Origin of the sequence: uncultured Lentibacter sp. (genome assembly GCF_937123735.1) — a bacterium.
Taxonomy (GTDB): Bacteria; Pseudomonadota; Alphaproteobacteria; order Rhodobacterales; family Rhodobacteraceae; genus Lentibacter.
The window spans coordinates 172,599-195,490 of sequence record NZ_CAKZKL010000028.1 but is presented as its reverse complement, the minus strand read 5'-3'; the positions used below and the strand labels follow the sequence as shown (position 1 = coordinate 195,490).

The window sequence follows — 22,892 nt, the reverse complement described above, 5'->3', positions numbered from 1 at the left end:
CCCGCGAAAAGCCGCTAGTCGGCCAATGCGGCGGCCAGGATCGGGCCCGCGTTCTGCCCCTGTAACACAACAGCCGCCCGCGCGGTGCCGCCCAGCTGCGCCGTGAGCCGCAGGGGCGCGCGCATGTCCCACGTCTGAAGCCGAACGATCTCTGTCACGATATTGGCATAGCTGATTTGCTTGCCCGCGTTTTCGCCACGTTTGATGTCGGTTACCGCTTCGGGCAAAAAGCGGATCAGCAAAACAGTCACCGCCCGCGCCGGGGCGCGGCTGTCGGCCTCGGCCGCCACATGCAGCTGCGCCCCCTCCCGCGTCAGGCGCAAGCGCGCCTCAGGCGGCTGTGCCTGATGCCGGCGGATGAGCGCAGCCACCTCCTGAGGATGATTGCCCACAACATGCTGCTGCCCATTGATGATCATCTGCGGCGTGTAAACAGAGCGCCGCCCACCGGCCTTGGCATAGGCGCGCTGGCGCTCTGAAAAAGCGGCATGACCAAACACATCTTTCCAACCGATGTAATCCCAGTAATCCACATGCAGCCCCAGCGCGAGCACATCCTCACGCGCGGCCAACTCATGCAAAAAGGCATCCGCTGGCGGGCAGCTTGAGCACCCCTGCGAGGTGAACAGCTCCACAACCACCGTCGGGCGCTCTTCGCCCAAAACCGGCTTGGCCAAAGCTGCAAGCATCACAAATACAAGGGCTATGCTGCGCCGCATGGGTCGCCTCCTTTGAAACTGTCCAGACAGGCATAGCCATTGCCGCTCTCACTCGCCAATCAAGGTTTCGCGAGACCGGGGCAGATTATGTTTCAAATCAGCCCCGCCCTGCTGTTGGGTCAGCCGGCTCAGGCGATCTCGACCAGCTCGATTTCAAACACCAAATCCTTGCCCGCCAGGGGGTGATTGGCATCCAGCACCACAGTTTCCTCACTGATCTCCACAACCGTCAGCGGCATGATCTCTCCACGTTCGTTCTTGGCCTGAAGCTGAAGGCCAACCTCAAGCGGAATTTCTGCCGGAATTTCGCCGCGCGGCACAGCCTGACGGGCCTCGGCGTGATGCGGGCCATAGGCATCGTCCGAAGCGATCTCGACGCGCTTTTCTTCGCCCACAACCATGCCCGGCAAGGCCACATCCAGCCCCGGAATGATCTGGCCGGAGCCGACAACAAACTCAAGCGGGTCCTGGCCCTGGCTCGAATCAAAGACAGAGCCATCGCTCAATGTCCCGGTATAATGAATGCGCACGGTGTCACCGCTCTTTACTTCGCTCATGGCGTGTCCAGTTCTTTTGGGGGGTGTGAATTTAGAGGCCGCGCCAGCGCGCAGGTTCTCAGGCTCGGGCGCTTTTTTAGCACCCCATGCGCCAATTGCAAACCGCTCCCGCCACACCCGGCCCAACAGCAGCCGCAGCATTGACCTTTCCCATCCCCTCCCCCAAAGTTTGGCCAAAGAGAACACTGGAGACAAACATGACCCTGAAAGCCTGCGTTTTTGACGCCTATGGGACGTTGTTTGATGTCTCGGCCGCCGCCCGCGAGGCCGCGCGCGAACCCGACTTCCCCGAGCTTGCCCAAAACTGGCAGAACCTGGCCGCTGTCTGGCGCGACAAACAGCTACAATACACCTGGCTGCGCGCCGTCACCGGCGCACACTGCGATTTCTGGCAGGTCACGCAAGATGGGCTGGACTACGCGCTGGCGGCCAGCGGCTTGGAGGGAAACCCTGCGCTGCGGGCCCGTTTGCTGGACCTCTATTTCACACTCTCCGCCTACCCCGAGGTGCCCACAATGCTTGCCGAGCTGCGGGCAGCGGGCCTGCAAACCGCGATTCTCTCTAACGGCTCCGCCGCCATGTTGGAGGGCGCTGTCAGCTCGGCGGGGCTGTCAGGCCAGTTTGACGCGCTGCTCTCGGTGGATGCTGTGGGCATCTTCAAACCCGCCCCCGAGGTTTACGCCATGGTCGAGGCCGCCCTGGGCCTGCGCCCGCATGAGGTGCTCTTTGTCTCCTCCAACGGCTGGGATGCAAGCTGCGCCACATCCTTTGGCTTTGAAACCGTTTGGGTCAACCGCCTCGGCGCGCCGGTGGACAGGCTTCCGGGCAAACCCAAACACCAGCTCAGCGATCTTGCCCCGCTGCCCGCCCTGCTGACCCAAAACACCAATGCCTAGGTTTCAGACGTCTGACGGGCTCAGCCTGCACTACAGCGACACAGGCCCCGACACGCCCGGCGCAACATCGCCGCCGCTGCTCTGCCTCGCCGGGCTCACCCGCGACGGGCGGGATTTTGATTTTCTGCTGCCCCACTTGGGCCAGACTCGCGTGATCCGGTTGGATTGTCGCGGCCGGGGCCAATCCGATTGGGGCGCGCCAAACAGCTACACAGTCCTCACCGAGGCCCGCGATGTGCTGGAGCTTCTGGACCACCTCTCGCTGGCGCAAGTGGCCATTTTGGGCACCTCCCGGGGCGGGCTGATCGCGATGACCCTCGCCGCCACCGCCAAGGCGCGCTTGTGCGGGGTGGCGCTCAATGATGTTGGCCCCGAGCTGGGCCGCAGCGGGCTTGAGCATATCGCCACGCGCATTGGCAAAAAACCCGCGTTCAAAACCCATCAAGCGCTGCTTAAAGTCTGGCCAGATCTGGCTCAAGGCTTTGAAAACGTGCCTGAAAGCCGCTTTCGCGAAGAGATCACACGGCTCTATGCTCAGGGCGACACCGGGCTTGAGCTGCGCTATGATCCGGCGCTGGCGCTGGGGGTGCAAGCCGCGCTTGAGGCCGATGAGCTGCCCGACCTTTGGCCGCTGTTTGACAGCCTCGACGGCCTGCCGCTTTTGGCCTTGCGCGGGGCAAATTCGAACTTGCTCAGCGCCGAAACCTTTGTCCAAATGCAGGCCCGCCAACCCCAGATGATCGCAGCCACCATTGCCGACCGGGGCCATGCCCCCTATCTGGACGAACCCGACGCGCTCGCCGCGCTCCAAAGCTGGAGAGACCTGCTATGAATATCGACAAAATCCGCGCCGCCGCCGCCCGCCTTGAAGGCCGTGCGCGCACCACGCCGCTGCTGTCGTCTCCCTTTCTGGACGAGATCGCCGGCAAGCCGGTTTTTGTGAAAGCCGAATGCCTCCAGCACACCGGCTCCTTCAAGTTTCGCGGCGCTTGGGCGGCGCTCTCGGCGCGGCCCGCAGCCCTGCGCCAAAAGGGGGTCATTGCCTATTCTTCCGGCAATCACGCACAGGGCGTGGCCTATGCCGCGGCCCTGCATGGGGTGCCTGCGGTGATTGTCATGCCCGCAGATGCGCCCAAACTCAAAATCGCCAATACCCGCGCGCTCGGGGCCGAAGTGGTGCTCTATGAGCGCGCCAGCGAAGACCGCGAGCAGATCGGCGCAGAGCTGGCACAGGCCCGCGGCCTGAGCCTCATCAAACCTTATGACGACCCTGAGGTGATTGCCGGTCAAGGCACCACCGGGCTGGAAATTGCCCATCAGGCCCGGGCCGAAGGGCTCACAGAGGCCGAGGTTCTCGTGTGCTGCGGCGGGGGCGGCTTGACCTCGGGCATTGCCCTGGCTCTGGCCGCAGAGACCCCCGCCTTCACCGTGCGCCCCTGTGAGCCAGAGGGCTTTGACGATGTAGCCCGCTCGCTCGCAACAGGCCAGATCCAGCGCAATACTAAGGTTTCAGGCTCGCTCTGCGATGCAATCATCACCCCCCAGCCCGGGGAGCTTACCTTCCCGCTGATGCAACAGCATTGCAAAGCCGGGATCGTGGTGCGCGAAGACGAGGTGCTCAAAGCCATGGCCCTGGCCTATCAACGCCTGAAAATCGTGGTCGAGCCGGGCGGTGCCGTGGGCCTTGCTGCCGCCCTGTTTCACAGCGACAAAACCAGCGCCCAAACGCTGATCGCCGTGACAACAGGGGGCAATGTCGATCAGGACATCTTTGCCCAAGCCCTCGCCACCCTGCCCTGAGCACGCCACGAAAGCACCCGAAGATGAACCTCGCCCAGCTTGCCGACATCAACCTACACTATCAAGATCAGGGCCCCCGCACGGGGCCAGCGGTTGTCTTTGCAAACTCGCTGGGCACCGATCTGCGGCTCTGGGACGATGTCTTGCCCCATCTGCCTGCGGGCTTGCGCCTCATCCGCTATGACAAACGCGGCCATGGGCTCTCTGATTGCCCGGCTGCGCCCTATTCCATGGGCACATTGGTGCGCGACGCCGAGGCGCTGCTGGAGCATCTTGAGGTGAAGGATTGTGTCTTTGTCGGCCTCTCCATTGGCGGGATGGTTGCGCAGGGCTTGGCCGTCAAGCGGCTTGATCTGGTGCGCGCGCTGGTGCTGTCCAACACCGCGGCCAAAATCGGCACCCGCCAAATGTGGCAGGAGCGCATGGCAGCAGTGGAGGCTGGCGGCATTGCAGCGCTTGCCGAGCCTGTTCTGGAGCGCTGGTTTTCCAAGGCTTTCCGCGCGGGGCCATCCTTGCCGCTTTGGCGCAACATGTTGCTGCGCCAACCAAAGGAAGGGTATATCGGCTGCTGCGCGGCCATTGCCGGCACGGATTTTATCACCCCCACATCCGGGCTGCGGCTGCCCACTCTGGCCATTGCCGGCACCGAGGATGGCTCAACCCCTCCCGATCTGGTGCGCGAAACGGCTGCGCTGATACCAGGGTCCAAATTCGAACTGCTGCGCCGCGCGGGACATTTGCCCTGCGTCGAACAGCCGGCGGCCTTTGCCGCCTGCCTCACCCGTTTTTTACACGACATAGGACATATCTGATGGCCGCTTCGGTTTTTGACAGCCAGCATCTGGGCAAGCTTTTTCACAGCGGTGAGCTGGCCGCGCTCTTCACAGACAGCGCTGAAATGCGCGCGCTGTTGCTGGTGGAGGGCGCGTTGGCCAAAGTCCAAGGCGACCTGGGTATCATCCCACAAGCCAGCGGCAGCTTTTTGCACCGCGCCGCGATGGAGGTACAAGTAGATCCCGGCGGGCTCGCAGAGGCAACGCAAGCCAATGGCGTGTGCATTCCTGCCTTTGTCGCGGCCCTGCGCAAGACCCTCGAGGCCCCCGAGCACGCGCAATACCTGCACTGGGGGGCAACCTCGCAAGACATTCTGGACACCGCCCTCATGCTGCGGCTCAAAAGGGCCTTTGAACACCTCTCCATTCACCTAAAGCATCACTTGAACAACATCGCGGAAAATTCTGATAAATATGCAGAAACCGTAATTGCAGGGCGCACTTGGGGGCAACAGGCCACCCCCAGCAGCTTCGGCGCGCTCAACGCCGCCTGGGGCCGCCCGCTGCTGGCGCTCTATCATGAGTTTGAGGCCCATAAGGCGCAGGCCTTCTGGGTGTCGCTCTCCGGCGCGGCGGGCACATCAGGCGCGCTCGGGCCGAAAGCGGCCCACACCCGCGCCGCGCTGGCCAAGGCACTCGGGCTGCACGATCCGGCCACCAGCTGGCACAGCGACCGCACCCCCCTCACATGGCTCGCGGCCTGGGCCACACGCCTTGCCAATGCCCTCGCCAAGATGGGGGCCGACCTCACTGAGCTCAACATGACAGAGCTTGGCGAAGTCACCTTCACTGGCGCGGGAAGCTCCTCCACCATGCCCCAGAAACAGAACCCCGTGGCCGCCGCCACGATCACGGCGCTGGCAGCGCATGCGACGGCGCTTAACTCCGTGCTCCAAGGGGCGGCTGTGCACAAACACCAGCGCGATGGTGCCGCCTGGATGTCAGAATGGCTCGCCCTGCCCCAGCTTGTTCTGGGCACAGGCGCCGCCCTGCACCACGCTGAGCACCTCAGCCGGGGCCTTGTGGCCAACAGCGCGCGCATGGAGGACAATCTCGCCCGCAGCCAGGAACTCATCTACGCCGAGGCGCTCTCTTTCGCTCTGGCCGCACAGATGCCCCGCCCCGAGGCACAGGCCCAGACAAAAGAGCTCTGCAAAACCGCTCAGGCCACAGGCCGCCCCCTCAGCGCCGTGGCCGCCGAGGCCTTTGAGCAGCTCGATCTGAGCGCCGTCTTTGCCCCAGCCGCCCAGCTCGGGGAAGCCCCCGCAGAAGCCCGCCGCTTTGCCGCCGATGTGCGCGCCCTCCCCTGAGAGCCACTGGCCCAGCCAGAGAGCAAGCACCGCAGGCGCAATTCGGCTCTTGAAGCGCTTTGGCCGCGCGCCTACCCTCTGAGCAAGCCATAAGGAAACACCATGTCACAAGCTGCGCCCGAGAGAATTTATCTCAAAGATTACAAAGCCTTTGGCTGGCATCTGGAGGAGGTCCACCTCACCTTCACCCTCGACCCAAAGGCCACAAAGGTCAAAAGCCGGATCCGCTTTGTGCCCAACCCCGATGCCCCCGCGCAGCCATTTTTTCTGCATGGCGAGGGGCTCGAACTGCTGAGCGCCCAGATCAACGGCGCGCCCTGCACCCCCGTGATCACCCCAGAGGGCCTCACCGCAGAGGTGCCTGATGGCCCCTTTGTCTGGGAAAGCGAGGTGCGTATCAGGCCCGCCGCCAACACCGCGCTTGAGGGGCTATACATGTCCAACGGCATGTATTGCACCCAATGCGAGGCCGAGGGCTTTCGCAAGATCACCTATTACCCCGACCGCCCCGATGTGATGAGTGTCTTCACCGTGCGGATCGAAGGCAAGGCCCCAGTGCTCTTGAGCAACGGCAACCCCGGTGCCAGCGGCGCAGGCTTTGCCGAATGGCACGACCCTTGGCCCAAACCGGCCTATCTTTTTGCGCTGGTGGCCGGCGATCTCGTCAACCACCCCGACAGTTTCACAACCCGCTCAGGGCGCGACGTGGCGCTCAACATCTGGGTGCGGCCAGGCGATGAAGACAAATGCGCCTTCGGCATGGAAGCCCTCAAGAAATCAATGGCATGGGATGAAACCGCCTATGGGCGGGAGTATGATCTTGACGTGTTCAACATTGTCGCTGTCGATGATTTCAACATGGGCGCCATGGAAAACAAGGGGCTCAATATCTTCAATTCCTCCTGTGTGCTGGCCAGCCCGCAAACCTCGACCGATGACAACTTTGAGCGCATCGAAGCAATCATTGCCCATGAGTATTTCCACAACTGGACCGGCAATCGCATCACATGCCGCGACTGGTTCCAGCTGTGTCTCAAAGAAGGGCTGACCGTGTTCCGTGACAGCCAGTTTACCGCCGATATGCGCTCTGCCCCTGTCAAGCGCATCACCGATGTGATCGACCTGCGCAACCGGCAGTTTCGCGAAGACAACGGGCCGCTGGCGCACCCCGTGCGTCCCGACAGCTTTGTGGAGATCAACAATTTCTACACAGCCACCGTCTATGAAAAAGGGGCCGAGCTGATCGGGATGCTCAAACGCCTCGTCGGCGATACCGCCTATGATGCGGCGCTGGCGCTCTATTTTGAGCGCCACGATGGTCAGGCCTGCACCCTGGAAGACTGGCTCAAGGTGTTTGAAGATGTCACAGGCGAAAGCCTTGCAGGCTTCAAGCTCTGGTATACCTCTGCGGGCACCCCACGGCTTTTTGTGCGTGAGGCTTTTGAGGCGGGGCGCTACACGCTCACCTTTACCCAAGAGACGCCGCCCACCCCGGGCGAGGCCGTCAAAGCGCCGCGCGTCATTCCCATCGCCGTGGGGTTGCTCGGGGCAGATGGCCGCGAGATCCTGCCCACCACGATGCTCAAAATGACAGATGGCACGCAGAGCTTTCACTTTGAGGGCCTGCCCGAGCGGCCCGTGCCCTCGATCCTGCGGGATTTCTCGGCTCCGGTGATCCTGACCCGCGCGACAAGCTCGTCAGAGCAGGCCTTCTTGCTGGCCCATGATACGGACCCGTTCAACAAATGGCAGGCCGCCGATTCCCTGCGCCGCGCAAGCCTGATGGCCAGCCTCACAGAAGGCCGCGCACCTGACAGCGCCTTTCTGGAGGCCATGGCGCAAGTGGTGTCCGACGAGCGCCTTGATCCGGCGTTTCGCGCGCTGGTCCTGCGGCCCGCCAACCAGGATGAGCTGGCCCAGGAGCTGCACAGCGCGGGCCAGACCCCCGATCCGGACGCGATCTATCTGGCCTGCGAGACACTCGCCCAGAGCCTCGCGCAGCACCTGGCCGACAGCCTGCCAAAGCTCTACGCCCAAACCACCGTCACAGGCCCCTACCGGCCCGACGCCGAGGGGGCCGGCAAGCGCGCCCTGAACGGGCGGGTTTTGGGGCTGCTGACGCGGATGGACGGCGGGGCTCAGGCCCGGGCGCAATTTGCCACCGCTAACAACATGACCCAACAGCTCGCCGCGCTCACAGCCCTGCTGGCACAGGAAGATGCCGCCGCCGAGCTGGCCGCCTTTGAAGCGCAATGGCAGCAAGACCGGCTGGTGATGGACAAGTGGTTCGGCGTTCAGGTGGCGCTTGCGGCGCCCCAAACCGCCGCCAGCCTCGCCGAAACGCTGACAGAGCATCCGCTGTTTGAGATCCGCAATCCAAACCGGTTTCGCGCGGTCTTTGGCGGGTTGGCGCTCAATCACGCCGGCTTTCACCATGCGTCGGGTCAGGGCTACAGGGTGCTTGCAGACTGGTTGATCAAGCTTGATGCGCTCAACCCGCAGACAGCCGCGCGGCTCTGTGCCGCCTTTCAGACCAGCGCGCGCTATGCCCCGGCCCGCAGCACTTTGGCGCAGGCGGCGCTGGCGCGCATCCTGGCAAGCCCCGATCTGAGCCGCGACACCACCGAGATGGTGACGCGGATTTTGGAGGTGTGAGCATGCACAGGCGCGCGGCATTGTCTGGATCGCTGTCCATACAGCTTGCCATACAGCGGGCCATACTGTGGGCCATACAGCCCCTCACAGGACCCCTCGCAGGGCCTCTCGCAGGGCAAAGCCGCTAGGATGCCCGCGCCAGCTGACGCCCGCTTTGTGCATGTCACACAGGGCCGCTCACGCGCCGCGTTGCTCACGCTGGGCGCAGTCTACGGGCTCTTGGCCGCACTTGTCTGGGGGATCGCGCTCAGCCCGGTGATCGTGGGGGTGGTGGCGCTGTTTACCCTGCCAGCCCTCTGGGAATATTGGAAAAATCCTGAAAGCCGCTTTGAGATGGACCAGCAGAACCTGCGCTGGAGCACCCCGCGGCTGCAAGATGAAATGCCGCTGGGGCTGATTTTGCGGGCGCGGTTTGACACCCGGCTGGATCTGTCGGTGCGGGTGACGTTTCTGCTCAAGGACAACCGCAAAATAAGGCTGCCCCATGCCTGCACCCCCCCACATCTTGCGCTGGAGCAAGCTCTGCGGGCGCGCGCAATTCCGGTTGAGCGGCACCATTTTTCCTTGATCGGCTGAGCGCGTCAGGGCCGTGCCTTTGGCCGCAGGCTCTTGCGCGTCACACAATAGGCCTGCTTGCGGGTCCAGGCCGCCATTTCTGTGCGTTTGGTCCGCGAATGCATGGGCCCCCAATCCTGGGTGACGCCTTGATATTTGCGACGTTTTTCAGGGAAATACCCGTGGATGATCCCGTCGCGGGCCACCGTTTTGGTCATGATCCGCGTGGCACAGCTCAGGTTCAATCCACCGTCCTTGAGCGCTTCCCCCGTCTGGGCCTGACAGTTGTAAAGCTTTGCCGTAGAAGGCAAAATTTGCAGCAACCCATACCAAAGCCCTCCCCCGCCAACAGCCTCCGCACGGTAGGTGCTTTCATGTTTGGCCAAGGCCGACATAAACCCAACCCAGAACATCGCCCGCTGGAGCCTGTCGTTGTCTGCATAGGCCGGACACCAGGCCCGGTAATCCGCCGGAACAGTTTCGGTCAGCGCGCGCCCATGTGACAGGACAGCCCGCATGGCCGTCGCTGTCCAGCGGGCATGGCCGGGCCGGTGCTCCCAGCGCGTGTGTGGCAAAGCAAACTCATAGGGCCGCGCCATGGGCCTGATCCGGGCCAGAGCCGCTTGGGCGGCGCTCTCATAGGAGGCCCTGCGGGCTTGCGGTCGTATGGCGCCAAGTTCCGGCGGGAAAAGACCCTGCACCGGCGCATCCTGCAAGGATGCCGGGCCCGCGCCCTCAACACCAGCCGCCCCCCCAGGGCTGCCAAACAGCAGCAGAATCACAAGACTGAATTTGGACCACAGAACAAAACGCATCCCTGCCCAAATACCGCGATCCGACGCGGTTATGCAAACTTTTCGCACCCAGAGCGCTTATTGTTTCAACCCCGGTGACAGTTAACCTATTTATTAAGGTTTTTCCCAAAATCCTTCGTCTAATTGCCGCTTTTTAGCCCGAATGACGGGGCAAAAAAGAGATCAGATTAGGGATGAAAGACACAATGTCACTCTTGGCGAACATACCAGAACTGGCGGCACAAGCCCGCGCAAGCTTGCGGCGCGGGACGCGCAGCAGCCCCCAGCCAGCCCCCCCACAGCAAGAGCCCCGCTCGCTCGCAGAGCAGCTTCAGGCCCGCTTGCACCTTCCCATGGCCGGCGAGCCTCCAGAAGAAAGCACACGGGTGCGGGTTCAGGATCGGGGGCAATTTCTGGCCCGTCAGGAGCGCTGGGAAGAGCTGAGCCGGCTGATCCGCTCGGCAGACAACCGAAAAGCCGCCACCCATTGCGGAATGCCCCATGCCAACCTGCTCAGCCTTGGTGCGCGCACAGATGTCGTCATGGCCACCGAACATGCGATTGCCGACGGGTTCACCCCCAAGCTCAGTGGCATTGAAGAGCTCGAAGATGTGCTGGCCGAATTCCCGGAAGACTACGCCATCGCCGCCATCGTGGCGCAGGCGCATATGGACATCGGCTGGGCGTGGCGGGGCTCCAACTGGTCCCACGAAATTCCGGCGCGCAACCTGGCGCTGTTTCAGGCCCATTTTGACCGTGCCGCCGAGATCCTCGAGAGCTTTGCGCGCACAGCCCTTGCCTCGCCGCTGTTGGCGGCGGCGCATTGTGCGCTGGTGGTGGCCAAGCCCAAGCCTGCGCTTCATATCGCCGATGCCTACGCCCGGTTGATCGACCTCAACCCCGTCAACACCGCCCCCATGCGCAGCCTTGGAAATTTCCTGCTGCCCCGCTGGTTTGGGAGCTATGATGTGCTGGAGCTCGAAGCCCGGCGCATGGCCGCCCGCACCAGCGCATCCTGGGGCAATGGCGGCTATACTTGGGTATTCCTGGATGCTTTGCGCGTGGATCACGGCGTTGCACGCAACCTGGATGTGAGCTTCTTCATCGACGGGCTGAAAGACATCCTCTACCTGCAACCGGACCAGCATATCGCCAATCTTCTGGCGGCCTATACCGGCATCACCATGTCCCCGGCGCGCACACCGCCCTCAGCGCCCGACATTGTGCGCGATGTGCGCAAATCCATCCACGCCTGCTTTGACGGGATCTTGCGCGAAAGCCTGCATGAGCTGCACCCGCTGCTCTGGGCCGAAGCCGAACTGGGCCCCAATCCGGGCACCCACCTGCCGCCGCGCAGCGCACTTTTGCGCCGGGGCCGCGACACCGCATTTAACGCAATCGCCAGTCACTTTCACCGCGATCTGCAAAACGGCAAAACGCTGGAATTCGGGAAGACGGGCCTGACCCTGTTCCCGCAGGGGTAACAGAGCGCGAACTCCCCCTTGCCCCGCCCTTTGCGCTGCCCTAAAACGCACCTCGACTTTGCACAGATGTATAAAGGATGAGGGCAATGCTCGATCTGGCCTATGAAACACCGCAGCCCAAAGTGATTGCGGGTGCAAAATATGATTGGGAGCTGGTAATCGGCATGGAGGTCCATGCCCAGGTCAGCTCAAAAGCCAAGCTGTTCTCCGGTGCCTCCACCCAGTTTGGGGCCGAGCCAAACGCCAATGTGGCGTTTGTTGACGCTGCCATGCCCGGGATGCTCCCCGTCATCAATGAATTCTGCGTGGAGCAAGCGGTGCGCACGGGCCTTGGCCTGAATGCCGAAATTCACCTCAAATCAGCATTTGACCGCAAAAACTATTTCTACCCCGACCTGCCCCAAGGCTATCAGATCAGCCAGCTCTATGAGCCCATCGTGGGCGAGGGCGAAATTCTTGTCGATATGGCCCCCGGTGTCGCCCGCCTTGTGCGCGTCGAGCGCATTCACCTTGAGCAAGACGCCGGCAAATCCATCCACGATATGGACCCGAACATGTCGTTTGTGGACCTCAACCGCACAGGCGTTGCGCTGATGGAGATCGTCTCGCGCCCCGATATTCGCGGCCCCGAAGAGGCGGCGGCCTATGTCGTCAAGCTGCGCCAGATCCTGCGCTATCTCGGCACTTGTGATGGCAACATGCAAAACGGCAACCTGCGCGCCGATGTGAACGTCTCTGTCTGCCGGGCGGGACAATATGAAAAATATATGGAAACGCAGGACTTTTCCCATCTCGGCACGCGCTGCGAGATCAAGAACATGAACTCCATGCGCTTCATCCAGCAAGCGATTGACTATGAAGCGCGTCGCCAGATCAAGATTCTCGAAGAAGGTGGCGACGTCGTGCAAGAGACCCGCCTTTATGACCCAGACAAGGGCGAAACCCGTTCGATGCGCTCCAAAGAGGAAGCGCATGACTACCGCTATTTCCCCGATCCCGACCTTCTGCCGCTCGAAATCGAGCAAGGCTGGGTAGATGATATCAAAGCGTCCCTCCCCGAGCTGCCCGACGCCAAGCGCGCGCGCTTCATGGCTGATTATGGCTTGACGGAATATGACGCCTCCGTGCTCACAGCCGAGGTGCAAAATGCCAGCTATTTCGAAGATGTGGCCAAGGGGCGCGATGGCAAAATCGCCGCCAACTGGGTGATCAACGAGCTTTTCGGCCGCCTCAAGAAAGACGGCGACAAGGATATCAGCGAAAGCCCGGTTTCGCCTGCCCAGCTCGGCGGCATTATTGATTTGATCGCCGCCGATACGATCTCCGGCAAAATCGCCAAAGACCTGTTTGAGATCGTCTATAGCGAAGGCGGTGACCCGGCCGAGATCGTTGAAGCCCGCGGCATGAAACAGGTGACAGACACCGGCGCGATCGAAGCCGCTTTGGATGACATCATTGCCGCCAACCCGGCGCAGGTTGAAAAGGCCCGCGAAAACTCCAAGCTCGCAGGTTGGTTTGTCGGCCAGGTCATGAAAGCGACGGGCGGCAAGGCCAATCCGAAGGCCGTGAACGATCTGGTTCAAGCCAAGCTTGGCGGCTGAGGCGCAGATGTCGCAGCCCTTTCTCTCCGAGCCCATGGTCGTGCGCCCCGAGTGGATCGACTTCAACGGCCATCTCAACATGGCCTACTATAACGTCCTGATGGACCTTGGCGTCGATGCGCTCTGGAACGAGATCGGCTTTGGTGGCGACTATCTCGCCCGCACCGGCCACACCACCTATTCGGCAGAATACCACATGCACTATCGCCGCGAAGTGCATGAGGGAGACCGGCTGCGCGCCAGCTTCCAGCTCCTCGCGCTCAATGAAAAATCCTTGCATTTCTGCCAGGAGCTGATCCACGAAGACGGTTGGGTTTCGGCCCAGGGAGAGGGCATCTGCCTGCATATTGACCAATCAGGTCCACGCGTTGCGCCGCTTCCGGCAGATGTGTTTGCCACCCTCTCCGCCATGGCCAAGGCTCACGCCAAACTGCCCCGCCCCGCCTTTGTGGGCCGGCCTATGGGCCTGCGCCAAAACGCCTGAGCAGGGCCAAAAGCACATGGCAACCCGGGCCGCTGCCTGCTAGGGTCTCGCCACAGTTTCAAACGACAAGAGGGCCGCGCAGTGCAAGATTACAAAGTGATTCCAGCTCCCCGCAAAGGGCTGAAAGCCAAGGGTGTCAAAACACCCGAAGACCGTTTTGCACACGCCCTTCAGGAGCTCATCAACAGCGAAGCCAAACAGGGCTGGCGCTTCCTGCGCGCCGAAACCCTGCCCAGCGAGGAGCGCTCGGGCTTTCGGGGCAAAAAACTGGTTGAGCGCAGTGTCCTGGTCTTTTGCAAAGACCAAGGCAGCGCCGCAACACCGGTGGCGCCCGCAGCCGTCAGCGCAGGCCATGAGCCTGTGCTGGTCGCCCCCGAGCGCCCAGACTCAGCCTGAGCCCGCAACCTCAGGACAGCTCAAGCGCCAGGGCATGAATTTGCGTGCTCAGGCTGCCAAGGGCTGTATGGACGGCCCTGTGGCGGGCAATCCGGCTCATCTGGGCAAAACAGCCAGCCTTGAGGCGCACCCGAAAATGGCTCTCCCCGGAGCCATCATCACCAGAATGACCCGCATGCAAAGCGGACTCATTGATCACCTCAAGGCTCTCAAACTCAAAAGCGCGTTCCAGGGCTTCGCGAATTTTTACTTCCATCTTCATTTTTAGCGCTCTTTCCTCTTTCCTCTGAGTGCAAACACAGTAGACTGCCAAGCCAGTCGCGAAAAGAGAGTTCCCATGCCAAAAGCAGATCCTTTCGGTTTTGATATGTCCGTGTCATCCGCAAAAAAGAAGAACCCGCGGGGCCGCCGTGGCATGTCTGGTGCATCCGAGACATCGACCCGCCAGTGCGAACATGAGGGCTGTGAAGAAGCCGGAAAATACCGCGCGCCGCGTGCGCCGGACGTGCTGGACGAATATCTCTGGTTCTGCAAAGACCACATCCGCGAATACAACCTGAAATGGAACTTCTTTGACGGCACAACCGAAGCCGAAATGAACGCCCAGCTGTCCAAAGACAAGGTCTGGGAGCGCGAAACCAAGCCCCTCGGAGACCCCGAGGCCCGCGCTTGGGCGCGGCTGGGCATCGAGGATCCACATCAGGTTCTGGGCGCAAATGCGACCAAGAACCCCGGAAAAGGCGGCGGCGGCTCGCGCCGCCTGCCCCCAACCGAGCGCCGCGCGGTCGAGATTTTGGAAGCCAAGGATCACTGGACAAAAGCCGAAATCCGCAAAGCCTACAAGAAACTCATCAAAGTGCTGCACCCGGATATGAACGGCGGCGACCGCTCGCAGGAAGAGCAGCTGCAAGAGGTCGTCTGGGCCTGGGATCAGATCAAGGTCAGCCGCAGCTTCAAGTGAGCCTCAAACCCCGGCTCAGGCTCAGGCTCAGGCTGCGCGAAACACGAGGCTCACGCCATTCAAACAATGGCGCTTGCCGGTCGGAGCGGGGCCGTCGTCAAAGATATGCCCAAAATGGCTGCCACACCGGCGGCAGTGACACTCCGTGCGCGGGTAGATGATTTTGAAATCCGTCTTGGTCGCAATCGCATCCGGCAAGGATTGGTAGAAACTGGGCCAACCTGTGCCGCTGTCGTATTTGTGCTCTGAACTGTAAACCGCCAGATCACAGCCACGGCAGTGATAGGTTCCTGCGTCATACTGCTTGTCCAGCGGTGAGCTGAAGGCCCGTTCGGTGCCTTCCTTGCGCATCACCTTGTATTGCAGGGGCGTCAACATGGCGCGCCATTCTGCTTCGCTGCGGGTGACTTCAAAGGCTTTGGCCTCGGCACGGCGCCCCAAGGCCAGCCCGGCTCCGACGCCCATAGCCGCCGCCAAAAACACACGTCTCTTCATGTCGTCCTCCTTCAAACCCGCGATGAGCCTAGCACATCTGCCGCCGCGAAAGCAGGCCACAGAAATGCAATTTCGCGTGAAGGCCGCGTGAGAAAAACCGATAGGGCCAGCTGTCGCAATTTGCCATTCCAAAGCCGGAAACTGCGGGCTTGGACTTGCCCTTGCCCAGAAATTGAGGCACCACACCTGCAACACATCGGGATAGGAAGGAATCTGGCCATGGCGGACGGTATGATCGACATCAATGCGAAACCCACCGAAACCGTGTCGGTGCGCGATGTCTTCGGCATTGATGTAGACATGCGCGTGCCGGCCTTTGCTGAGCGCACGGACCGTGTGCCAGAGCTGGACAGCACCTATAAATTCGATCCAGACACGACCCTTGCGATCCTTGCAGGCTTTGGCCACAACCGCCGCGTGATGGTCCAGGGCTATCACGGCACCGGCAAATCGACCCATATCGAACAGGTCGCAAGCCGCCTTAACTGGCCCTGTGTGCGGGTCAATCTTGACAGCCACATCTCCCGGATCGACCTGATCGGCAAAGATGCGATCAAACTTGTGGACGGCAAACAGGTTACTGAATTCCATGAGGGAATCCTGCCCTGGGCGCTGCGCAACCCCACGGCGATTGTGTTTGACGAATATGACGCCGGCCGCGCCGATGTGATGTTTGTGATCCAGCGGGTGCTGGAGGTGGACGGCAAGCTTACCTTGCTTGATCAAAACGAAGTGATTACCCCCAACCCCTATTTCCGTCTCTTTGCAACGGCCAATACCGTGGGCCTGGGCGATACGACGGGCCTCTATCATGGCACCCAGCAAATCAACCAGGGCCAGATGGACCGTTGGTCGCTTGTGGCCACGCTCAACTACCTGTCGATTGATGCGGAGACCAACATCGTCCTCGCCAAAAACCCGCATTACAACACCGAAGCCGGACGCAAGACGGTGAAGCATATGGTGCAGGTCGCCGACCTCACCCGCACAGCGTTTATGAACGGGGATCTCTCCACCGTCATGTCGCCCCGCACAGTGATTGCCTGGGCTCAAAACGCCGAAATTTTCCGTGATGTCGGCTATGCCTTCCGGCTTACCTTTCTGAACAAATGCGACGAACTCGAGCGCCAGACCGTGGCAGAGTTCTACCAGCGCCTGTTTGACGAAGAGCTGCCAGAGAGCGCAGCAAGCGTGAGCTTGGGATGAGAGCGGTTTCGGATCAGCTTCGCCGATCCGACCAAGGCGCGCTGACGCGCGCACAGAGGGGGCCAGCCCCCTCGGCTACGCCTCACCCCCGGGATATTTTCGGCAAAAAGAAAGACTGAACGAGAGAGATGTCCAAACCCTCCGACAACCCAGCCGATCCGTTCAAGAAGGCGCTCGCCGAAGCCACCAAGGTTATGGCGAATGATTCTGAGCTGACGGTGAGTTATTCTGTCGATCCGGCAGGGCTGTCGGGCGACACCATGCGCTTGCCACAGGTAAGTCGGCGGATGAGCCGCGAGGAGGTCTTGCTCGCCCGGGGCACCGCCGATGCGCTGGCACTGCGCCACAAGTATCACGACACGGCCACCCATGCGCGCTACGCCCCTGCCGGAGATCTGGCGCGCGACATTTATGACGCGATGGAAACCGCCCGTTGCGAGGCCATGGGCGCGCGCGACATGCCGGGCACAGCGGGCAATATCGACGCCAAGATTGCAGAGGATGCACGCCGTGCCGGCTTTGCCGAGATCCGTGATCGCGCCGACGCCCCTTTGGCGACAGCGGCCGGATATCTTGTGCGGGCGCTGGCCACGGGACGGCCTCTTCCGGAGGGCGCGCGCAATGTGATGGAGTTGTGGCAGGGGTTTATGCAAGAGCAGGCCGGCGAGGCTCTTGCCGATGTCTCCGAGCGCCTTGCAAGCCAGCAGGATTTCGCCCGGTTCGCCCGCCGTGTCATTTCTGATCTGGGATATGGCGACCAGCTTGGTGAAGACCCTGACGCGCCGGATGAGGACAGCGAAGACAGCTCGGAAGAGGCAGAGCAGGACGAAGACCAGCCAGACAGCACAGGCCAAGACGACAGCCAGGATGAAGAGGCCGAGGCCAGCCCCGAGCAAAGCCAGGAAGAAACGCAGGATGCCGCCGAGGCGCAGGTTTCGATGGATGAAATGGCCGATGAGGAGCTCGGAGACGAGGCCGAAATGCCCGATGGCGAGGCCCCTCTGGAGCCGCCCGCCCCACAGCCTGTGTCTGATGCCGATCCGCATTACCTCGTCTATGATGACAGCCACGATGAGGAAATCCTTGCCGAAGAGCTGGCCGAGCCGGCCGAGCTTGAGCGGTTGCGGGCCTATCTGGATCAACAGCTCGACCCGCTCAAAGGCGCGGTCAGCCGCCTCGCCAACAAACTGCAACGCCGCTTGCAAGCCCAGCAGAATCGCTCCTGGTCATTTGATCAAGAGGAGGGCATTCTGGACGCAGGCCGGCTGGCGCGCGTGGTCGCCAATCCGACAACGCCCCTGAGCTTCAAAGTCGAGCAGGAAACCGAGTTCCGCGATACGGTGGTGACACTTCTGATCGACAACTCAGGGTCCATGCGCGGCCGTCCTATTTCGATCGCCGCCATCTGCGCAGATGTTCTGGCCCGCACGCTGGAGCGCTGCTCGGTCAAAGTCGAGATCCTCGGCTTCACCACCCGCGCCTGGAAGGGCGGGCTGGCGCGCGAGAAATGGCTCGCTGACGGGCGCAGCCAACAGCCCGGGCGGCTCAACGATCTGCGCCACATCATCTACAAAGGCGCCGACAGCCCCTGGCGGCGGGCCCGCAACAACCTCGGTCTGATGATGAAAGAGGGCCTGCTGAAGGAAAATATCGACGGCGAAGCACTGGAATGGGCCCACCGCCGCATGGGCCGCCGCCCTGAAGCGCGCAAGATTTTGATGGTCATCTCCGATGGCGCCCCGGTGGATGATTCGACGCTCTCGGTCAACCCGGCAAACTATCTTGAAAAACACCTCCGCGATGTCATCGCGATGGTCGAAAAGAAGCGCCAGGTCGAGTTGCTCGCGATCGGGATTGGCCATGACGTCACCCGCTATTACAACCGCGCCGTCACGATCACCGATGTCGAGCAACTGGCCGGAGCAATGACCGAACAGCTCGCCTCACTCTTTGACAGCGACCCGCGCGCGCGTGCGCGCTTCCTCGGGCTCAAACGCGCACTCTAGCTCTTTTTTCTTGCCAGAAATATCCCGGGGGAGTGCGAGGGGGCTGGCCCCCTCGCGCCAGTCGGATTTTGCGCAGCAAAATTCGAACCCTCTCCCCTTCCCATGCCCCGCTTTCCAACCTAACCTGCCGTAAACGCAGAGGGATGCTCATGTTTCAAACCTTCGAAAACCGCGCCGATCCATCCACAGGCCAAGCCCGCCTCGCCGCCCTGCGCGCGCAGATGTCCGCAAACGGCCTCGCAGGTTTTCTTGTCCCGCGCGCAGATGCCCACCAGGGCGAATATTGCGCGCCCCACGACGAGCGTTTGGCATGGGTGAGCGGCTTCACAGGGTCCGCCGGCTTTTGCGCGGTGTTGGCCCATCGCGCGGGGGTCTTTATCGACGGGCGCTACCGCACCCAGGTGAAAGAGCAGGTAGATCTCAAGGTTTACACCCCTGTGCCTTGGCCAGAAACCCCCTTGAAAACTTGGCTGGAAGCCGAGCTGCCAGCGGGCGGTGTGATCGGCTATGACGCGTGGTTGCACAGCGCTCAGGAAATCGAGGAGCTAGAACAAGCCCTTGAACCCAAAGGCTTTCTGTTTCGCCCCACAGATAATCTTGTCGATCAGATCTGGCCCGATCAACCCGCACCGCCACGCGGGCTGATCACCCCGTACCCGGAGGCGCTGGCCGGCGAGAGCCATGCCTCAAAGCGCAAGCGGCTCGGCCGAAGCCTGCAAGCGCTCGGGCAAAGCGCCGCCGTGCTCACTCTGCCCGATTCGATTGCCTGGCTGCTCAACATCCGCGGCTCTGACATCCCGCGCAATCCCGTGCCACATTGCTTTGCGATCCTGTTTGACACCGGCAATCTCAGCCTTTTTGTCGCCGCCGAAAAACTGGATGAGCAGCTGCGCGCCCATCTGGGCCCAGAGATCACCTTGCGGCCCCCCTCGGCATTTTTGCCCGCGCTGCACTCGCTGCAAGGCGCGGTGCGGATTGACCGCGCCAGCGCGCCCGTGAAACTCGCCCATGAGCTGCGCGAAGGCCACGCCACCCTCTCATGGGGGGAAGACCCTTGCCTGCTGCCCAAAGCCTGCAAGACAAGCGCCGAAATCACCGGCACCCAAGAAGCCCACCTGCGTGATGCCGCCGCCATGGTCGAATTTCTCAGCTGGTATGATCAACAGCCCCCGGGCAGCCTCACCGAAATTGACGTGGTCTCCCGCCTTGAGCAGGCACGCCGCGCCAGCGGTGCGCTCAAAGACATCAGCTTTGAAACCATTGCCGGCACAGGCCCGCATGGGGCCATCATGCACTACCGGGTGACAACCGAGACAAACGCCCCCCTCAAGGAGGGCCAGTTGCTGGTGCTCGACAGCGGCGGACAATATCTTGACGGGACCACCGACATCACCCGCACCTTGCCGGTCGGAGCCGTCGGGCACAGCGAAAAAGAGGCCTACACACGGGTCTTGCAAGGGATGATCGCGATCTCCCGCCTGCGCTTTCCAAAGGGATTGGCCGGGCGCGATCTGGATGCCATTGCACGCTATCCGCTCTGGCTGGCCGGGCAGGATTTCAACCATGGCACAGGCCATGGCGTTGGGGTCTACCTTTGCGTGCATGAAGGGCCACAGCGCCTCAGCCGCGTGTCTCAGGTGCCGCTCAGGGCGGGTATGATCCTCTCCAACGAGCCGGGTTACTATCGTGAGGGCGCCTTTGGCATCCGGCTTGAAAACCTGATTGTTGTGCAAGAGGCCTGCGCGCTGGAGGGCGCCGATGCCCGCGAGATGTTTGATTTTCTCACGCTCACCTATGTGCCGCTCGACCGACGGCTCATTCTGCCAGAGGCTCTGAGCCGGGGCGAGCGCGACTGGCTCAACCACTATCACGCCGCTTGCGCCGCAAAAGTTGCGCCAAGGGTTTCAGAACCGGCTCAAAAGTGGTTAACTGCGGCCACGCAACCCATTTGACATGATATCGTAACAGTTTGGCGCGATGAAAAGCGCGCCGATGTAACCAAAGGATGTGGCCATGACCCCAAAAATCACCCTGACCCCCGCAACAGGCACTTGGGTTGTGCGCGCCGGTGGGGCCGTGCTGGGCGAGAGCAAACACGCCCTGGAGCTGATCGAAGGGGATTACCCCCCGGTGATCTACTTCCCCCGCAGCGATATCGCCATGGCCTTTTTAGACGCAAGCCCCCACCACAGCCACTGCCCCCACAAGGGTGATGCCAGCTATCACTCCATCGTCACCAAATCCAAGACACTGGAAAACGCCGCCTGGAGCTATGACGCCCCCAAAGAGGCCGTGGCGCGGATCAAAGGCCATCTGGCCTTTTTCACCTCCGAGGATGTCACAGTCGAACGGGTCTGACAGCGCTGGCCATAGTCGGCGGCGGGCCTAACTGTGCTCTTCGGCGGCCGTCGCGGCCAGGGCGCGGTTATAGGCCTTCAGCGCATCCACTTGCATCAACGCGCCCCAAAGCTCTGGCGGCGCGTCTTCCCCCGAGAGGCTCACCACCGGCAAAAGTTGTGCGCCCGTGCGCTCAAAAAGCGGCATGGCCGTTTCCAGGGTCGCCTGCCCATCCACATAGATGCCCTGTTCCACAAGCTCCCAAAGCACAGCCTCCGCAGGGCACCCGGGGGTGTTTTTTGCACGCATGAGCTTGGCCACCGCAAACACCCCCAGCAAATAGGCCTGCGGCCCCGCCGCCAGATGCACATTGCGCCGCTCAAGCTGGGTCAGAAAGAAAGAGCGGTCCACCAACCTTGAGCCCAAAGCCGTGGACATGCTCACCGCCACCATCACCGCAATCGCCGTTTGCCAATCGCCAGTCAGCTCAAACACAATCAGCGTGGTCGAAATCGGCGCCCCCAGCACAGCCGCCGCAACCGCCCCCATTCCCGCCAGCGCATAGAGCGCGCTGGTGCCGGACACTTCGGGAAACACTGCTGTGGCCACCGTGCCAAAAGCCAACCCCGTCAGCGCCCCAATCATCAAGGAAGGCGAGAAGATCCCCCCGCCCATGCGCCCCGCCATGGTGATCACAACCGCAATGGCCTTGAGCAGGGCAAACACAACCGCTTCCCAAAACAACAGCTTGCCCGTGAGCGCGGCCGAGGTGGTCTCATAGCCCACCCCGATGATATGCGGGAACGCCAATGCCAGCACCCCCAGCATCCCGCCCGCAATCGCCGGCCGCAAAGCGCGCGGAATCCGGAAATCCGCCTGCACATGATTGGCAAAATCCTCGCCAATGAAGATCGCACGCATGAAAAGTGCCGCCACCACGCCGCACAGCAGCCCCAGCAACAGAAAGGCGGGCAACTCGACATAAAAGGCCAGAGCCGAGCTGTCGGGCAGGTTGAATTCGGTCACATCACCAAAGGCCAGCCGGTTGATCACTGTGCCCGCCACCGAGGCAATGACAATCGGCGCAAAAGCATGAACGGCAAAATGGCGCAGCACCACCTCAAGCGCAAACAGCGCCCCCGCAATCGGGGCGTTGAACGAGGCCGATACCGCCGCCGCAACAGCACAGCCCAAGAGGTCTCGCCCCGTGATACCGTCTGAATGCAGCCGGTCTGACACCCAGCTGGAAATCACCGCGGCCAGATGCACCACAGGGCCCTCACGCCCCGAAGAGCCTCCCGACCCAAGGGTGATCAGTGAGGCCGCCGCCGAGGCAAGCCCTGCGCGCCGCTCCACACGCCCCTCCTTGAGCGCCGCCCCCTCAATCACATCCGCCACCGCCCGGACCCGCCCGTCCGGCGTGAAATGATGCAGAATTTGCCCCACAACCGCTCCGCCGATCACCGGGATGAGACAGATCCAATACCACTCGATCTCGCGGGTCAGCCCATAAAGATGGCCAATGTCTTGCGCGCCATAGGCCCAGCTTTGCAACGCCTCAATGCCTTTGCGAAACAGCAGCGCCGCCAGCCCAGCCGCCAGGCCGATGGCCAAGGCAATAAACCAAAACTGAATCTGGCTTGGCCCCCTCTCGCGCAAGACCCGCAGCCCGCGTGCCAGCTCGGCGCGCAGCTCACGCAGGGTCTCTCTTGCGAATTGCCTAGGCATGAGAAAAGGTTACCTCTTTAGGAAGCATTTTAACAAAATATTAACCCGTTACGCTTTCTCAGGTTCTCACAAGCG

Annotated in this window: 22 protein-coding genes; 16 read left to right on the top strand and 6 right to left on the bottom strand. The window is 61.9% G+C overall.

Going from position 1 to position 22,892, the window contains the following annotated elements:
- Positions 1 to 14: 14 nt before the first annotated feature.
- On the bottom strand, positions 15 to 719 hold the full coding sequence (locus Q0478_RS08360; protein WP_298678244.1) for a thioredoxin family protein: 705 nt from the start codon (positions 717 to 719) through the stop codon (positions 15 to 17).
- Positions 720 to 847: 128 nt separating this feature from the next.
- The gene (locus Q0478_RS08355) at positions 848 to 1,276 is read right to left on the bottom strand and encodes a peptidylprolyl isomerase (RefSeq protein WP_298678242.1); all 429 of its coding nucleotides are present in this window, start codon (positions 1,274 to 1,276) and stop codon (positions 848 to 850) included.
- 197 nt (positions 1,277 to 1,473) lie between these two features.
- On the opposite strand from Q0478_RS08355, the gene Q0478_RS08350 reads away from it, so the two are divergent.
- The 7 genes from Q0478_RS08350 to Q0478_RS08320 all read left to right on the top strand — a co-directional run bounded on the left by Q0478_RS08350 (position 1,474) and on the right by Q0478_RS08320 (position 9,346).
- A complete protein-coding gene (locus Q0478_RS08350; RefSeq protein ID WP_298678240.1) occupies positions 1,474 to 2,172 on the top strand; it encodes a haloacid dehalogenase type II in 699 nt (232 codons plus the stop codon).
- Positions 2,165 to 3,004: an alpha/beta hydrolase gene (locus tag Q0478_RS08345; RefSeq protein ID WP_298678237.1), complete on the top strand. Its 840-nt coding sequence runs from the start codon at positions 2,165 to 2,167 to the stop codon at positions 3,002 to 3,004. Before Q0478_RS08350 ends, Q0478_RS08345 begins: the two co-directional genes overlap by 8 nt.
- Positions 3,001 to 3,972, top strand: coding sequence for a threonine/serine dehydratase (locus Q0478_RS08340; protein WP_298678235.1), 972 nt, complete (start codon positions 3,001 to 3,003; stop codon positions 3,970 to 3,972). The genes Q0478_RS08345 and Q0478_RS08340 overlap by 4 nt, the downstream gene beginning before the upstream one ends.
- Positions 3,973 to 3,995: 23 nt before the next feature.
- Positions 3,996 to 4,784 (top strand): 3-oxoadipate enol-lactonase, encoded by a 789-nt coding sequence (pcaD, locus tag Q0478_RS08335; protein ID WP_298678233.1) that lies wholly within the window; start codon positions 3,996 to 3,998, stop codon positions 4,782 to 4,784.
- Positions 4,784 to 6,115 carry a lyase family protein gene (locus tag Q0478_RS08330; protein WP_298678230.1) on the top strand — a complete coding sequence of 444 codons (1,332 nt, stop codon included), beginning with the start codon at positions 4,784 to 4,786 and terminating at the stop codon, positions 6,113 to 6,115. The genes pcaD and Q0478_RS08330 overlap by 1 nt, the downstream gene beginning before the upstream one ends.
- Positions 6,116 to 6,217: 102 nt before the next feature.
- The gene (pepN, locus tag Q0478_RS08325) at positions 6,218 to 8,770 is read left to right on the top strand and encodes an aminopeptidase N (protein ID WP_298678227.1); all 2,553 of its coding nucleotides are present in this window, start codon (positions 6,218 to 6,220) and stop codon (positions 8,768 to 8,770) included.
- Between the two features lie 129 nt (positions 8,771 to 8,899).
- Complete coding sequence (locus Q0478_RS08320; protein ID WP_298678224.1) at positions 8,900 to 9,346, top strand: hypothetical protein; 447 nt, start codon at positions 8,900 to 8,902, stop codon at positions 9,344 to 9,346.
- A 5-nt stretch (positions 9,347 to 9,351) separates the two neighbouring features.
- Here Q0478_RS08320 and Q0478_RS08315 read toward each other — a convergent pair whose 3' ends face one another.
- A complete protein-coding gene (locus Q0478_RS08315; protein WP_298678221.1) occupies positions 9,352 to 10,140 on the bottom strand; it encodes a transglycosylase SLT domain-containing protein in 789 nt (262 codons plus the stop codon).
- Between the two features lie 173 nt (positions 10,141 to 10,313).
- On the opposite strand from Q0478_RS08315, the gene Q0478_RS08310 reads away from it, so the two are divergent.
- The 4 genes from Q0478_RS08310 to Q0478_RS08295 all read left to right on the top strand — a co-directional run bounded on the left by Q0478_RS08310 (position 10,314) and on the right by Q0478_RS08295 (position 14,084).
- Positions 10,314 to 11,603 carry a hypothetical protein gene (locus tag Q0478_RS08310; protein WP_298678219.1) on the top strand — a complete coding sequence of 430 codons (1,290 nt, stop codon included), beginning with the start codon at positions 10,314 to 10,316 and terminating at the stop codon, positions 11,601 to 11,603.
- A gap of 86 nt (positions 11,604 to 11,689) precedes the next feature.
- The gene (gene gatB / locus Q0478_RS08305; RefSeq protein ID WP_298678216.1) at positions 11,690 to 13,204 is read left to right on the top strand and encodes an Asp-tRNA(Asn)/Glu-tRNA(Gln) amidotransferase subunit GatB; all 1,515 of its coding nucleotides are present in this window, start codon (positions 11,690 to 11,692) and stop codon (positions 13,202 to 13,204) included.
- A 7-nt stretch (positions 13,205 to 13,211) separates the two neighbouring features.
- A complete protein-coding gene (locus Q0478_RS08300; protein ID WP_298678214.1) occupies positions 13,212 to 13,688 on the top strand; it encodes a thioesterase family protein in 477 nt (158 codons plus the stop codon).
- Positions 13,689 to 13,784: 96 nt separating this feature from the next.
- On the top strand, positions 13,785 to 14,084 hold the full coding sequence (locus Q0478_RS08295) for a hypothetical protein (RefSeq protein WP_298678211.1): 300 nt from the start codon (positions 13,785 to 13,787) through the stop codon (positions 14,082 to 14,084).
- Positions 14,085 to 14,094: 10 nt separating this feature from the next.
- On the opposite strand, the gene Q0478_RS08290 is transcribed toward Q0478_RS08295, so the two are convergent.
- On the bottom strand, positions 14,095 to 14,346 hold the full coding sequence (locus Q0478_RS08290; protein WP_298678209.1) for a BolA family transcriptional regulator: 252 nt from the start codon (positions 14,344 to 14,346) through the stop codon (positions 14,095 to 14,097).
- 75 nt (positions 14,347 to 14,421) lie between these two features.
- Here Q0478_RS08290 and Q0478_RS08285 point away from each other — a divergent pair, with 75 nt between their 5' ends.
- Positions 14,422 to 15,045 carry a DnaJ domain-containing protein gene (locus Q0478_RS08285; RefSeq protein ID WP_298678207.1) on the top strand — a complete coding sequence of 208 codons (624 nt, stop codon included), beginning with the start codon at positions 14,422 to 14,424 and terminating at the stop codon, positions 15,043 to 15,045.
- A gap of 27 nt (positions 15,046 to 15,072) precedes the next feature.
- Here Q0478_RS08285 and msrB read toward each other — a convergent pair whose 3' ends face one another.
- Positions 15,073 to 15,540 carry a peptide-methionine (R)-S-oxide reductase MsrB gene (gene msrB / locus Q0478_RS08280; RefSeq protein WP_298678204.1) on the bottom strand — a complete coding sequence of 156 codons (468 nt, stop codon included), beginning with the start codon at positions 15,538 to 15,540 and terminating at the stop codon, positions 15,073 to 15,075.
- Positions 15,541 to 15,759: 219 nt separating this feature from the next.
- Here msrB and cobS point away from each other — a divergent pair, with 219 nt between their 5' ends.
- From cobS to Q0478_RS08260, 4 genes are all read left to right on the top strand, one after another.
- The gene (gene cobS / locus Q0478_RS08275; RefSeq protein WP_298678201.1) at positions 15,760 to 16,746 is read left to right on the top strand and encodes a cobaltochelatase subunit CobS; all 987 of its coding nucleotides are present in this window, start codon (positions 15,760 to 15,762) and stop codon (positions 16,744 to 16,746) included.
- Between the two features lie 128 nt (positions 16,747 to 16,874).
- On the top strand, positions 16,875 to 18,752 hold the full coding sequence (gene cobT / locus Q0478_RS08270) for a cobaltochelatase subunit CobT (protein WP_298678199.1): 1,878 nt from the start codon (positions 16,875 to 16,877) through the stop codon (positions 18,750 to 18,752).
- 149 nt (positions 18,753 to 18,901) lie between these two features.
- A complete protein-coding gene (locus Q0478_RS08265) occupies positions 18,902 to 20,704 on the top strand; it encodes an aminopeptidase P family protein (RefSeq protein WP_298678196.1) in 1,803 nt (600 codons plus the stop codon).
- A gap of 61 nt (positions 20,705 to 20,765) precedes the next feature.
- Positions 20,766 to 21,110, top strand: a complete 345-nt coding sequence (locus Q0478_RS08260; protein ID WP_298678193.1) for a DUF427 domain-containing protein — start codon at positions 20,766 to 20,768, stop codon at positions 21,108 to 21,110.
- A gap of 27 nt (positions 21,111 to 21,137) precedes the next feature.
- Here the strand turns inward: Q0478_RS08260 and Q0478_RS08255 are convergent, their stop codons facing one another.
- On the bottom strand, positions 21,138 to 22,817 hold the full coding sequence (locus Q0478_RS08255; RefSeq protein ID WP_298678191.1) for a chloride channel protein: 1,680 nt from the start codon (positions 22,815 to 22,817) through the stop codon (positions 21,138 to 21,140).
- Positions 22,818 to 22,892: the final 75 nt, after the last annotated feature.